A 13934-nucleotide genomic window follows, 5' to 3' on the forward strand; every position below is an offset into this window, starting at 1 on the left:
CCCTGAAAACCACTGTGGGAGCGGGCTTGCCCGCGATGACGGCCTGACATTCAACTTTTATATTGAATGTTCGGACCTCATCGCGAGCAAGCTCGCTCCCACAGGATCAATGACCGCGGCGTTTTTTATTGCCTGTACAGTGCTTACGCAGCGATCGACACCTTGAGCTTGTTCATCGCGCTCTTCTCAAGCTGACGAATACGCTCGGCCGATACGTTGTACTTCTGCGCCAGGTCATGCAGCGTGGCTTTTTCTTCCGCCAGCCAGCGCTGGTAGAGGATGTCACGGCTGCGGTCGTCCAGCACTTCCAGCGCTTCGTGCAGGTTGTGGTTGGAGTTGTCGCTCCAGTCGGCGTCTTCCAGTTGACGCGCCGGGTCGTACCGGTGGTCTTCCAGATAGTTGGCCGGCGACTGGAAAGCACTGTCGTCGTCCGCTTCGGCAGCCGGGTCGAAGGCCATATCATGGCCCGTCAGGCGGCTTTCCATCTCGCGCACTTCCCGAGGCTCTACACCGAGGCTTTCCGCCACACGGTGGACTTCCTCGTTGTTCAGCCAGGCCAGGCGTTTCTTCTGGCTGCGCAGGTTGAAGAACAACTTGCGCTGGGCCTTGGTGGTCGCGACTTTCACGATGCGCCAGTTGCGCAGGATGAACTCGTGGATTTCCGCCTTGATCCAGTGCACGGCAAAGGACACCAGGCGCACGCCCATTTCCGGGTTGAAGCGCTTCACGGCCTTCATCAGGCCGACGTTGCCTTCCTGGATCAGGTCAGCCTGGGCCAGGCCGTAGCCGGAATAGCTACGGGCGATATGTACGACAAAACGCAGGTGGGCGAGCACCATCTGCCGAGCCGCCCCCAAATCCTGCTCATAATAGAGACTCTCGGCCAGTTCACGCTCCTGCTCCGGCGACAGCAATGGAATGCTGTTGACGGTGTGCACATAGGCCTCCAGGTTCGCACCCGGGACCAGAGCATATGCAGGTTGCAAAGAATTGGTCATACGAAAAAACCTCCGACTTACAAACTCGTGCAGTTCAGCACTGCGAAAATTGACCGGAAACCGAAAGACAAGTTCCCTAAAACCCAAAAACGCTGAAAGGTCAATACGAGCAAAATGATACTACTTAGGCGCAAGCTCCCTCAGGTGGCGTGCGACTGCAATCCATGCACCGATATACCCCAACAGCACCGCGCCAAGCAAGAGAGACAGACCGTCGGCAACTGGCACTCCAGCCAGTGCAAAATCACTGCCGTACAAACCGGCCAGCCCTACCACCGCGTCGTTCAGCCAATCAAGGCCGAACGCCAGTACCCCCCAGGACAGAATCCCCGCACCGAAGCCATACAGCGCACCCATATACAGAAAGGGCCTGCGTACATAGCTGTCAGTGCCGCCGACCAGTTTAATCACTTCTATCTCTGTGCGGCGGTTTTCAATATGAAGACGAATGGTATTGCCTATCACCAAAAGTAATGCAGAAACCAGAAGCACGGTCAGACCGAAGACAAAACGGTCACCCAGCTTGAGGATGGCTGCCAGACGCTCGACCCAGACTAAATCAAGTTGCGCCTGTTGTACCTTCGGCAGCTCGGATAGTTTTTGTCTTAATGCTTCAAGGGCCGGCTTGTCGACTTCGGCCGGCGTCACCAGGACCACGCCCGGCAGCGGGTTCTCCGGCAACTCCTTGAGCGCCTCGCCCAGACCGGACTGTTGCTGGAACTCTTCCAGCGCCTGCTCCCGGCCAACATATTCGGCATCGGCGACGCCAGGCATGCCCTTGATCTGATCGCGCAGCGATTCGCCTTCGGCCGGTTTAGCCTCAAGATCCAGATACAGGGAAATCTGCGCCGCGCGCTGCCAGGAACCGCCAAGGCGCTCGACGTTACTTAGCAAAAGTGACAGCCCCATGGGCAAACTCAGGGCTACCGCCATCACCATGCAGGTGAAAAAACTGCCGATGGGCTGCTTGCCCAGACGGCGCAGGCTGTCCACCAGACTGGCACGATGGCTTTCAATCCAGGCGCGGAACAACGTGGCAAAGTCCGGCCCGTCGTCATCGTCGTGTTTTTTCTTTTGCGGCTGCGAATCGGCGGCCTTCGGGGCCACACGCTCGGAAACCTTGGGGCTACGTGTTGCACTCATACCGCGGCCTCCCCGTCACCGATCAATCGACCGCGTTGCAGCGTCAGCATGCGATGGCGCATGCGGGCGATCAGGGCCAGGTCGTGACTGGCGATCAGCACGCTGGTACCCAGGCGATTGATGTCTTCGAACACACCCATGATCTCGGCGGCCAGACGCGGGTCGAGGTTACCGGTCGGCTCATCCGCCAGCAGTAAGGCCGGACGGTGGACGATGGCGCGGGCGATGCCGACGCGCTGCTGCTGACCGGTGGACAGGTCGCCCGGGTACAAGTCGGTTTTATCCGACAGCGCCACGCGCTCCAGTGCCGAGTCCACGCGCTTGGCGATCTCGGCCTTGGACAGTCCCAGGATCTGCAAAGGCAACGCGACGTTATTGAACACCGTGCGATCGAACAGCAACTGGTGATTCTGGAACACCACGCCGATCTGCCGGCGCAAGAAAGGAATCTGCGCGTTGCTGATGGTGCTCAGGTCTTGCCCGGCGAGCAGCAGCTTTCCGCTAGTCGGGCGTTCCATCGCCAGCAACAGGCGCAACAGCGTGGATTTACCGGCGCCGGAATGGCCGGTGACAAACAAGAACTCGCCACGACGGACTCGAAAGCTCAGCTCATGCAAGCCGACGTGACCGTTCGGGTAGCGCTTACCGACCTGTTCGAAACGAATCATGAACGCTCCCGCTCGGCAAACAATGCCTGGACAAAGGGTTCTGCTTCAAAGGTACGCAAATCGTCGATGCCTTCGCCGACGCCAATGTAGCGGATCGGCAGGCCGAATTGCTTGGCCAGGGCGAAAATCACCCCGCCCTTGGCGGTGCCGTCGAGCTTGGTCAGCGCCAGGCCGGTCAGTTCGACGGTCTGGTTGAATTGCTTGGCCTGGTTGATGGCGTTCTGGCCGGTGCCAGCGTCAAGCACCAACAGCACTTCGTGAGGGGCGTCGGCGTCGAGCTTGCCGATCACCCGGCGAACCTTTTTCAGCTCTTCCATCAGGTTGTCTTTGGTGTGCAGGCGGCCGGCGGTGTCGGCGATCAGTACATCAATGCCACGGGCCTTGGCGGCCTGCACGGCGTCGAAGATCACCGAGGCCGAGTCGGCGCCAGTGTGCTGCGCGATCACCGGGATCTTGTTGCGCTCACCCCAGACCTGCAATTGCTCCACCGCCGCGGCACGGAAGGTGTCGCCAGCGGCGAGCATGACTTTCTTGCCTTCCAGCTGCAGCTTCTTCGCCAGCTTGCCGATGGTGGTGGTCTTGCCGGCACCGTTGACGCCGACCACCAGAATCACGAACGGCTTGTTCTGCGAGGTGACTTTCAGCGGCTGCTCGACCGGCTTGAGCATCGCTGCCAGCTCGGCTTGCAGGGATTTGTACAGAGCGTCGGCGTCGGCCAGCTCCTTGCGCGCAACCTTCTGCGTCAGGCGCTGAATGATCACCGAGGTGGCTTCGACACCAACGTCGGCGGTCAGCAAACGAGTTTCGAGATCTTCGAGCAGTTCGTCATCAATAACCTTTTTGCCCAGGAACAGGCTGGCCATGCCTTCGCCGATACTGGCGCTGGTCTTGGACAGACCCTGCTTGAGGCGGGCGAAGAAACCGGCTTTGGTTTCTTCGGTGCGTACCGGCTCCGCCAGGGCTTCGACGGGCGCCGCGATCGGCTCAGGAATTGGAGCGGGTGCAGGCGCCTGAGCAACCGGAGCAACCGGAGCAACGAATACTGGAACCTCTGGCTGGCTGACAACGGGCACAGGCTCGGCCACGACGACTGGTTCAACAATCGGTTCGACCACAGGCGCGTGAACCGGTGCAGGCGTAAACGCTGCCGGAGCCGGAATCGGCGGGGTCACGTGGGGGGCCAAGTCATTTTCGACCAATGCCACAGGCTCTTCGGCTACCGGCAGGGTCAACCACGGCTCGGCCGTCGGGGCCGGCGGCTGTTCGGTGACGATTTCGCTGACGGGTTCGGGAGCGGTTTCAACCTTGGGTTGCTGCAACGGCTCGGCAATCGGCAAAACAACCGACGCGGGCGCTTCTTCTATTACCGGGACCGGCGTCGGCGCTGGTTCAGGAATGGCTTGTGGCTGTTCGACGACGGGTTCCTGCGGCTTTTTGCGCAGCCATCCGAACAGGCTTTTTTTCTCGCCAGCCGCAGCTGGGATCTTCTTGTCGTCGTTGGAACCAAACATGGAGGACGGCTATCTCACGGTAGCGACGCGCCAATGGCGCCCCGGCAAATAAATATTCGATGCAGAACAGACTGTGTTTCACCCAGCTTGTTCACGCGCAACATTTTGTCGAGGTGATCAAAAGCACCTCAAAGCTCGACTAATACGAAGGACTGGAACGGCATCGTCGGCGAAAACGCAGAGTTTAGCTGACAAACTCAAAGTTTCTGCCGGTAACCCATACAACCCGCAGGCCAATCAAAGGCCTGATAGGCGTGGCCGCCAGTAAAACGGATCAGTATCCTAGCACCCTCTCGCCCGCTGACGCTAAGAACAAGCGGGCAGCCCCAAAGGTTTGAAAACGAATGAATGCTCTTGCCCGCCGCGCCGCAGGCCTGCTGCTCAGCACAGTTTGCCTGCCCCTTTCGGCCCTGGCTGCCGACCCGCAACCCACCCACGAATTCACTCTCGACAATGGCTTGAAGGTGGTCGTGCGCGAAGACCATCGTGCTCCCGTGGTGGTTTCCCAGGTCTGGTACAAGGTCGGCTCCAGCTACGAGACACCGGGCAATACCGGCCTGTCCCACGCCCTGGAGCACATGATGTTCAAGGGCAGCGAGAAAGTCGGCCCCGGCGAAGCGTCACTGATCCTGCGTGACCTCGGCGCCGAAGAGAACGCCTTCACCAGCGATGACTTCACCGCGTACTACCAGGTGCTGGCCCGGGATCGCTTGGGCGTGGCCTTCGAGCTGGAGGCCGACCGCATGGCCAGCCTGCGCCTGCCGGCCGACGAGTTCGCCAAGGAAATCGAGGTCATCAAGGAAGAACGTCGCCTTCGTACCGACGACAAGCCAATGTCCAAGGCCTACGAGCGCTTCAAGGCCATGGCCTACCCGGCCAGCGGCTATCACACGCCGACTATCGGCTGGATGGCCGACCTTGAGCGGATGAAAGTCGAAGAACTGCGCCACTGGTACGAAACCTGGTACGTGCCCAACAACGCCACGCTGGTGGTGGTCGGCGATGTCACCCCGGACGAAGTCAAAACCCTGGCCCAACGCTATTTCGGCCCGATCGCCAAGCGTGAAGTGCCCGCCGCGAAAAAACCACTGGAACTGGCCGAACCGGGCGAGCGCCAGATCACCCTGCACGTGCAGACCCAACTGCCTAGCCTGATGCTGGCCTTCAACGTGCCGAGCATCGCCACCACCGACGACAAACGCCTGGTCAATGCCCTGCGGCTGATCTCGGCACTGCTTGACGGCGGCTACAGCGGACGCATCCCGACGCAACTGGAGCGCGGCGAAGAACTGGTGTCCGGCGGTTCGTCGAGTTACGACGCCTATACCCGTGGCGACAGCCTCTTCACCCTGTCGGCATCGCCAAACTCGCAGAAACACAAGACCATCGCCCAGGCGCAAGCCGGTTTGTGGAAGCTGCTCGACCAGTTGAAAACCACGGCGCCAACCGCCGAAGAACTGGAACGGGTCCGCGCACAAGTCATCGCAGGCCTGGTCTTCGAGCGCGACTCGATCACCAGCCAGGCCACCGCCATCGGCCAACTGGAAACCGTCGGTCTGTCATGGAAACTGATGGACACCGAACTGGCCGATCTGGAAAGCGTCACGCCGGAAGATATCCAGAAAGCCGCCAAGCTGTATTTCACCCGCGAACGTCTCAGCGTCGCCCATGTACTGCCTCTGGAGACGACTCATGAGTGAGCGTAAACCCTCCCGCCTGGCCCTGATCGGCCTGGTCGCCGTCGCCGTTATCGGCTCCGCCGCGTTCTATCTGTCGCGCTCTGGTGAAACCAATGCCAGCGAAGCCCTGGACAAGGCCAGGGCCAGCCAGAAACTGCAATCGCTGACCGAACTCAACGGCAAGGCACCAGAACACCGCAAGCTGGACGTGCAGACCTGGAACACCGCCGAAGGCACCAAGGTGCTGTTTGTCGAAGCCCATGAACTGCCGATGTTCGACATGCGCCTGATCTTCGCTGCCGGCAGCAGCCAGGACGGCGATGCACCGGGTGTGGCGGTGTTGACCAACGCCATGCTCAACGAAGGCGTGGCCGGCAAAGACGTCGGCGCCATTGCCCAGGGCTTCGAAGGCCTGGGCGCCGATTTCGGCAACGGCGCTTTTAAGGACATGGCAATCGCTTCGCTGCGCAGCCTGAGTGCCAAGGACAAGCGCGAGCCGGCCCTGAAGCTGTTCGCCGAAGTCATCGGCAAGCCGACTTTCCCTGCCGATTCGCTGGCCCGCATCAAGAACCAGATGCTCGCCGGTTTCGAATACCAGAAACAGAACCCCGGCAAACTGGCGAGCCTGGAACTGATGAACCGCTTGTATGGTGATCACCCGTACGCACACGCCAGCGACGGCACGGCGAAAACCGTACCGACGATCACCGTGGCCCAACTGCGTGCCTTCCACGAGAAGGCCTATGCAGCCGGTAATGTGGTGATCGCGCTGGTCGGCGACCTGTCCCGCGCGGAAGCCGAAGCGATTGCCGCACAGGTTTCCAGTACCTTGCCCAAAGGCCCGGACTTGCCGAAAATTGCGCAACCGGTCGAGCCCAAGGCCAGCGTCGGCCATATCGAGTTCCCGTCCAAGCAGACCAACCTGATGCTCGCGCAATTGGGCATCGACCGCGACGACCCGGACTACGCGGCGTTGTCCATGGGTAACCAGATTCTCGGTGGCGGCGGCTTCGGCACCCGCTTGATGAGTGAGGTGCGCGAGAAGCGTGGCCTGACTTACGGCGTGTATTCGGGCTTCACCCCGATGCAGGTGCGCGGCCCGTTCATGATCAACCTGCAAACCCGCGCCGAGATGAGCGAGGGCACCCTGAAACTGGTGCAGGATGTGCTGGCCGACTACCTTAAAACCGGCCCGACCGAAAAAGAGCTCGACGACGCCAAGCGCGAACTGGCCGGCAGCTTCCCGCTGTCCACCGCGAGCAACGCCGATATCGTCGGCCAACTGGGCGCTATCGGTTTCTATAACCTGCCGTTGAGTCACCTGGAAGACTTCATGCAACAGTCCCAGGCCTTGACCGTCGAGCAGGTCAAAGCCGCCATGAACAAACACCTGAGCACGGACAAGATGGTCATCGTCAGCGCTGGCCCGACCGTGCCGCAAAAGCCGTTACCGGCCCCTACTGATAAACCTTCCGAGCAGCCGCTCGGGGTTCCGGAGCATTAATGGCCCATCCTAAAAAACCCGCCAAAAACGTCCACAACGGCGTGAACCAGCTGCGCATCATCGGCGGAGAATGGCGCAGCCGGAAGCTGAGCTTCCCCGACGCCCCGGGCCTGCGCCCGACGCCGGACCGCGTGCGTGAAACCCTGTTCAACTGGCTCGCGCCTTACGTGCCGGGCGCCAAGGTGCTCGACCCGTTCACCGGCAGCGGCGCGCTGTTCCTCGAAGCCCTGTCCCGTGGCGCAGCCATGGGTCAGGCGTTGGACGCCAGCAGCATCGCGGTGTCCAGCCTGAAGGAGCACCTGGGCACATTGCGTTGCACCAACGGCCAGGTCCAGACCGCCGACGCCCTGCGCTACCTGGAAACCCAGACCGCAACGGCCTACGACCTGGTGTTCCTCGATCCGCCGTTCAACCAGAACCTGCTGCCCGCCGTTTGCAAGTTGCTCGAAGAGCGCCAATGGCTGGCCGAAGATGCCTGGGTGTACACCGAAAGCGAGTCGGCACCGTCGACCCTGGGCCTGCCGGAGAACTGGCGCCTGCACCGGGAGCAGAAATCCGGGCGAGTGTATTACTCGTTGTGGCAGCGCTTCGCTCGCCCTTCCGCATAACCAAGTTCGGGTGGGCATCCCCCCACCCGATATCTCTACAAGAGTCGTAACGGGAAACATATTTACCCTAGATAGATTTAATACTTGTGAGCATTGTTGGCGAGCGAAATGACTCGCATAACCGCAAATGGACTCGCAAACTATGCAGACAGAATATCCAACTACTCCAACAAAAGAACTCATTCTCGACAATGGCATGAAAATCATTGTTGCCGAACTCAGTGGTACCACTGAGGCATATATCGAACTTAACTACAAAGTAAGCCACTGTAACGAACCGTCGGATAGCGCGGGGATCAACCTCATGCTGGCGGGTGTCTTACTTCAAGACAATCAAGACATAGAATTACCCGATGCAACCGAGCTTACTTCGTGGCATCGGGGTGACTTTACGTCCTATAAACAGCAGGTACTACCTTCCAGCTTAAATGAGGCTTTCAGCCAACACGCCATCATGATGGCAGCACCAAAAATGACCGACGAATCTTTGCAGTCAGAAATACAACAACAAAATAGCTATCGAGTCGAAAGCGATGTTTTTATATCCAACTACAATACATCACAGGAGATCAACGAACTATTTTATCCTTTCAGTGGTTACTCCAACAACGCCAACGGCACTCCAGTCAGCCTTTCAAGACTTGATATCAATCAACTGCGCCAATGGTATCAGCGTTGGTACATGCCCAATAATGCAACGCTGGTCGTTGTCGGTAATGTTAACGCCGTGAACGTTTTCAAGTTGGCAGAACAGCATTTCTCTGCAATCCCGCATAGATCTCTTGAGGCCTTCAACTACATCAAAGAAGCTTCCGAACCAGGCAAGCGACATATCGAACTGCGCAAAAACACTAAAGAACCTATAGCGGTCATGACCTTCAATTTGCCCGACCGCAACTTCTTCAATGAAGATCCCAAGGCTTTCGGCGCCTTAGGCATCCTCGCGGAGCTTCTGACCAACTACTTCCTGCTAATGCCAGACGGGTGGGGCGTCGCAGGGGTACGATGCTACGAAAATGCGGGCCTTTTTTCTCTGAGTGTTACGGCCCTGTCGGCGGATCAAACTCCAAGTCAGTTAGAGCAGGGGCTGCACACTTACATAAATGAGCTAAAACGAAATCCAATCGATACCCAAACCTTGGAACAGGCTCGTGAAAAGCGTCTCACCCTATGGGCCAAAAGGGAGCAAGATCCTTTGATTTTACCCGCCATCGTCACCAGATATCATCATTCAAAACTGCCTCTGAGTAACAGGGCGCAGGAATACCAAGCTTTGCTGGGCGTCACCGCCAAGGACATTCAAGACTTCGCCAACACTTACTTCACAGAGCAGCGAATGACAACAGCCCACATTTTCCCATTGGAAGGTTCGCTGGAATAACGCTGTTGTTCAATTTTCAAGCCTGCCGCTGAATTGCAAACAGTGAACCAAGGGGTTGCCGAACCTGCACCGCTCGCAGCCCCACACTGTTCGTGCTCCCAAGCAAGCGAGACACAGTTTCCGTCCAAGCAGACCAACCTGATGCTCCCGCAACTGGGTATCGACCGCAACGACCCGGACTACGCGGTGTTGTCCATGGGTAACCAGATTCTCGGTGGCGGCGGCTTCGGCACCCGCTTGATGAGTGAGGTGCGCGAGAAGCGTGGCCTGACTTACGGCGTGTATTCGGGCTTCACCCCGATGCAGGTGCGCGGCCCGTTCATGATCAACCTGCAAACCCGCGCCTTCGACCCTGGGCTTGCCGCAGAACTGGCGCTTGCACCGGGAGCAGAAATCCGGGCGTGTGTATTACTCGTTGTGGCAGCGCGGCGCCTGACATTTCGGCGAGACGACTGCCCCAAACCGGTTGTGAAGTGCACTACATAGTTACCGCCTGACGTCCTTTCGGATCATCCACAGTGGTTTGCGCAATTACCTGCAAACCACTGAGGATGAACACGGATGAACATCTCCCGCAGCACATTTATGCTGCCCTTTATCGCCTGTCTGCCGCTCATGGCCAGCGCGGCGCCCCCCCCTGCGACACAAGACTTCGTACTGGATAACGGCCTCAAGGTTGTCGTGCGCGAGGACCACCGCTCCCCCATCGTCACCGCCCAACTCTGGATCAAGGCCGGTTCAAGCTACGAACCACCCGGCCAGTCGGGCCTGTCCCACGCCCTCGAACATATGGTCTACAAAGGCAGCAGCAAGGCCTGCGCCGGAGAGTTCGCAGCAATACTGGAAAAACTTGGCGCCAATCAAAACGCATTTACCGGCACCGATTACACGGTTTTTTACCAGACACTGCCTTCCGGCCGCACTGGCGTCGCTTTCGAAATACTGGCCGACCTGATGAGTACGGCAAAGCTGGATGCACAGGACTTCACACCCGAGCTCAAGGTCATTCAGGAGGAGCGTCGGATGCGCGTTGATGATGAAATCACCGCGTCGGCTCACGAACGACTGAACAGCATTGCCTACCCGGCCAGCGGCTACCGCACCCCGACGATTGGCTGGATGCACGACCTGCAACGAATGAACGCCGTGCAATTGCGGCAGTGGTATCAGGCTTGGTATTCGCCAAGCAATGCGACGCTGGTGGTCGTTGGCGATGTTGCGCCTGAGCGGATCAAGGCCCTGGCACAGCAGCATTTCGGCCATCTGGAACGACGTGCGACACCTGTGACGCCCGCCCCCGTCGAGCTGGCGTCTGCCGGTGAACGGTCACTGACCCTGCATGCACCGATAGCATCCCCACGCCTGATCATGAGCTTCAACGCGCCCAGCCTGGCCACGGCACCGGATCGTCGGACCGCCCATGCCCTGCGCTTGCTCGACATGTTACTGGCCGGATCCAGTAGCGCGCGGATCAAACAGCAACTGCAACTGAGCGAGGCGATATTCACCGAGGCCGACTCAGAGTACGACGCCTTCAATCGCGGCGATTCGTTACTGACCATCAGCACCCAGCTCAACCCGGACAAGCTCAGTGACGCTGACGAAGCCCTCGCCCGTCTGTGGCAAGTGATCGAATCACTGAAGAGCAAGGCACCGGAACCGGCAGAACTGGAGCGCGCGAAAAACCGCCTGATCGCTAACACGGTTTATGCACAGGATGATCTGGAAGGGCAGGCCTACAACTTGGGCCTGCTGGAAACCATTGGCCTCGACTGGCGGCTGGCCGATCAGGATACGGATGCGCTGAACAAGGTCACGCCCCTGGATATTCAACAGGTCGCAAAGACTTACCTGACGCGCGAGCGCCTGAGTACCGCGAAAATCCTGCCGGAGAAAAACAATGGATAAGCTCAAAGGCCTCATCAACGGATTGATCCTGGTCGGCATGCTGTCGAGTGCACAGTCCCCTGCCACTGCAACCACGGCGCCCCAGAAGCCAGCGCTGCAATCGCTCAATGAACCACAGACTCCGGCGACCCACCGCACACTGCCGATCAAGGGTTACAAAACCCTCAGTGGAACGAAGATCCTGTTCATCCGCACCCCTGGCCTGCCGATGTTCGATGCCCTTGTGAGCTTTGCCGCCGGCAGCGCCCACACATCACATCAACCCGGCCTGGCCGCGGTCACCGTTAGCCTTTTGAATGAGGGCGTAGATGGCAAGGACATCAATGCCATACAGGCGACGTTCGATAATCTGGGAGCAAGGATGAATATGGGTACCAGCCACGACCGAACCTGGTTTTCCCTGCGTAGCCTGAGTGACGAATCACAGCGCACTCCAGCGCTTGAATTGTTTGCCCAGGTACTCGGCAAGCCGCTGTTACCGCAAGAGTCTCTGCCTACGGTGAAATCCCAACTGCAGTACTTTCTGGACCTTGAAGATCAGTCCCATGCCGCTCAAGTCCGACAAGCGAACCTCGGCCAGCTGTTTCCCGACCACGGTTATGCCCAGTCCCTCTACGGAACCAGGGCCGGACTGACCGCCATTACCCGCACCCAAGTGCAAGACTTTCATCGCGAGGCTTATGCCGCGGGCAATGCCCAGATCACACTGGTCGGCGATCTCACGGAGGAAGAAGCCCAACGCATCGGTGCGCAGATATCCGCGGCCCTGCCCCCGGGACCGGCCACTGCGGCGATCCAGCCAGTGGCAAGTCCAGCTGCTCCAGGTCTGCTGCGCATTGAACGACCATCGACCCAGGCCTACCTGCGCCTTGCCCAGCCAAGTGTCCTGCGAAGCAGTCCTGACTATGACGCACTGCAGATGTCCATGCGGATTTTCACCAACCGACTGACCAATGAACTGCGTGAACGCCGAGGCCTGACCTACCACGTTGAAGCCGACCTCTCGGCCCTTCAGGCGCAAGGATGGCTGACCATTGAATTGCAGACCCGACCTGAGCAGGCCGATGCCGTGCTGGCCCATATCAAGACGATGTTCAGCGACTTCCTCACCCAGGGGCCGACCCAACAGGAACTCAACGACATCCAACAGCATCTGGCCAGTAGCGCGCCATTGGGCCGCGCCACCAATGCACAGATTTTGAGCCGACTGCACAACATCAGCATCCACAATCTGCCGCTGGATCTCGACTTTTCCACGCAAGCGGCCTTGGAGCTGAACCTCGCATCAATCACGAGCGCCCTCAACCGGCATCACCACGCCGACCAATGGCGCGTTGTCATCCTGGGGCCGAAGACAGATCAACAACCGTTGCCAGCTCCAATCGAAAGCACAACCAACGCCATGTGTCGCGCACCTGAAGAGATTGTGGCAAGTTAGTTACCCACGACGACGCGGTCGCGGCGCTGTCCCGCCGCGTCTTCGGGCAGACTCATGAGCACTTTCTTCGAGAATCGCTGTGCACCTGCACCCTGCAATGGCCCAACCACCACCGTTCACCCCCGCCTTCGGCATCGGCAATCCGCACTTGCAAACCTTGTGGGGGCCGCTGTGGCGTAAAACCGTGCACATCGGCCGCGAACGCGAACGTCTTTGGCTTGAAGACGGCGACTTCCTCGACCTCGACTGGCACGGCCCGCACATTGCCGATGCGCCGTTGGTGCTGGTGCTGCACGGGCTCACCGGTTCGTCGAATTCTCCTTACGTGGCCGGTATGCAAAAAGCCCTGGGCGACCGAGGCTGGGCTAGCGTCGCGCTGAACTGGCGTGGCTGTTCGGGCGAACCCAATCTGTTGCCGCGCAGCTACCATTCCGGCGCCAGCGAAGACCTGGCCGAAACCATCAGGCACTTGCGGGCCAAACGGCCTCTCGCTCCGCTGTATGCTGTCGGCTACTCATTGGGCGGCAATATCCTGCTCAAGCATTTGGGCGAGACCGGCAGCGACAGCGGCGTGATGGGTGCCGTGGCGGTGTCGGTGCCATTCCGCCTGGACCAGTGCGCCGACCGCATCGACCAAGGCTTCTCAAAAGTCTATCAGGCACATTTCATGCGCGAGATGCTCGCCTACATCAAGAACAAGCAGCGACAGTTCCAGCACGACGGACGCGAGGAGGGCCTGGCAGCCCTGGCGGCGCTTGGCTCGCTGGAAAACATGCGCACGTTCTGGGACTTCGATGGCCGGGTTACCGCACCGCTGAACGGTTTTGTCGATGCCGAGGATTACTATCGTCGCGCTTCAAGCCGCTATTTCCTTGGCGAAATTCGCACGCCGACCTTGATGATTCAGGCCGCCGACGACCCCTTCGTGTTTCCCCACAGCCTGCCGCACGTCGATGAATTGTCCGCTTGCACGCAATTCGAACTGCAAGCCAAGGGCGGGCATGTCGGCTTCGTCGACGGTACGCTCAGGCAACCGGGTTACTACCTGGAGCGGCGCATCCCCGAGTGGCTAGCCGCCATAGGGCGCACTTGAATC

The 13934-nt window shown here is 59.3% G+C and carries 11 protein-coding genes and 2 pseudogenes; 9 read left to right on the forward strand and 4 right to left on the reverse strand.

All coding sequences use genetic code 11. The features are described from left to right. Positions 1-143: 143 nt before the first annotated feature. The 4 genes from rpoH to ftsY form a co-directional block, all read right to left on the reverse strand. The gene (rpoH, locus tag WHX55_RS29245; protein ID WP_150725044.1) at positions 144-998 is read right to left on the reverse strand and encodes an RNA polymerase sigma factor RpoH; all 855 of its coding nucleotides are present in this window, start codon (positions 996-998) and stop codon (positions 144-146) included. 120 nt (positions 999-1118) lie between these two features. Beyond that, positions 1119-2141, reverse strand: coding sequence for a permease-like cell division protein FtsX (gene ftsX / locus WHX55_RS29250; RefSeq protein WP_150725043.1), 1023 nt, complete (start codon positions 2139-2141; stop codon positions 1119-1121). Beyond that, positions 2138-2809 (reverse strand): cell division ATP-binding protein FtsE, encoded by a 672-nt coding sequence (gene ftsE, locus WHX55_RS29255; protein ID WP_007975383.1) that lies wholly within the window; start codon positions 2807-2809, stop codon positions 2138-2140. The genes ftsX and ftsE overlap by 4 nt, the downstream gene beginning before the upstream one ends. Next, entirely contained in the window at positions 2806-4320 is a 1515-nt protein-coding gene (gene ftsY, locus WHX55_RS29260; protein WP_353741746.1) for a signal recognition particle-docking protein FtsY, read from the reverse strand. The genes ftsE and ftsY overlap by 4 nt, the downstream gene beginning before the upstream one ends. A gap of 344 nt (positions 4321-4664) precedes the next feature. Here ftsY and WHX55_RS29265 point away from each other — a divergent pair, with 344 nt between their 5' ends. The 9 genes and pseudogenes from WHX55_RS29265 to WHX55_RS29305 all read left to right on the forward strand — a co-directional run bounded on the left by WHX55_RS29265 (position 4665) and on the right by WHX55_RS29305 (position 13931). Continuing rightward, positions 4665-6020: a pitrilysin family protein gene (locus tag WHX55_RS29265; protein WP_150755090.1), complete on the forward strand. Its 1356-nt coding sequence runs from the start codon at positions 4665-4667 to the stop codon at positions 6018-6020. Continuing rightward, entirely contained in the window at positions 6013-7503 is a 1491-nt protein-coding gene (locus WHX55_RS29270) for a pitrilysin family protein (RefSeq protein ID WP_353741747.1), read from the forward strand. The genes WHX55_RS29265 and WHX55_RS29270 overlap by 8 nt, the downstream gene beginning before the upstream one ends. After that, positions 7503-8111 (forward strand): 16S rRNA (guanine(966)-N(2))-methyltransferase RsmD, encoded by a 609-nt coding sequence (gene rsmD, locus WHX55_RS29275; protein WP_353741748.1) that lies wholly within the window; start codon positions 7503-7505, stop codon positions 8109-8111. The genes WHX55_RS29270 and rsmD (WHX55_RS29275) overlap by 1 nt, the downstream gene beginning before the upstream one ends. Before the next feature lie 142 nt (positions 8112-8253). Beyond that, on the forward strand, positions 8254-9492 hold the full coding sequence (locus WHX55_RS29280) for an insulinase family protein (protein ID WP_353741749.1): 1239 nt from the start codon (positions 8254-8256) through the stop codon (positions 9490-9492). A gap of 114 nt (positions 9493-9606) precedes the next feature. Continuing rightward, a pseudogene (locus tag WHX55_RS29285) lies at positions 9607-9837 on the forward strand (insulinase family protein); the annotation flags it as partial. Beyond that, a pseudogene (gene rsmD / locus WHX55_RS29290) lies at positions 9836-9928 on the forward strand (16S rRNA (guanine(966)-N(2))-methyltransferase RsmD); the annotation flags it as partial. The pseudogenes WHX55_RS29285 and rsmD (WHX55_RS29290), both read left to right, overlap by 2 nt. 125 nt (positions 9929-10053) lie before the next feature. Further along, entirely contained in the window at positions 10054-11400 is a 1347-nt protein-coding gene (locus WHX55_RS29295; RefSeq protein ID WP_353741750.1) for a pitrilysin family protein, read from the forward strand. Beyond that, a complete protein-coding gene (locus tag WHX55_RS29300; protein WP_353741751.1) occupies positions 11393-12838 on the forward strand; it encodes a pitrilysin family protein in 1446 nt (481 codons plus the stop codon). The genes WHX55_RS29295 and WHX55_RS29300 overlap by 8 nt, the downstream gene beginning before the upstream one ends. 97 nt (positions 12839-12935) lie before the next feature. Next, positions 12936-13931: a hydrolase gene (locus WHX55_RS29305; RefSeq protein ID WP_353741752.1), complete on the forward strand. Its 996-nt coding sequence runs from the start codon at positions 12936-12938 to the stop codon at positions 13929-13931. Positions 13932-13934: the final 3 nt, after the last annotated feature.

Source organism: Pseudomonas fluorescens (assembly GCF_040448305.1).
Taxonomy (GTDB): Bacteria; Pseudomonadota; Gammaproteobacteria; order Pseudomonadales; family Pseudomonadaceae; genus Aquipseudomonas; species Aquipseudomonas fluorescens_BH.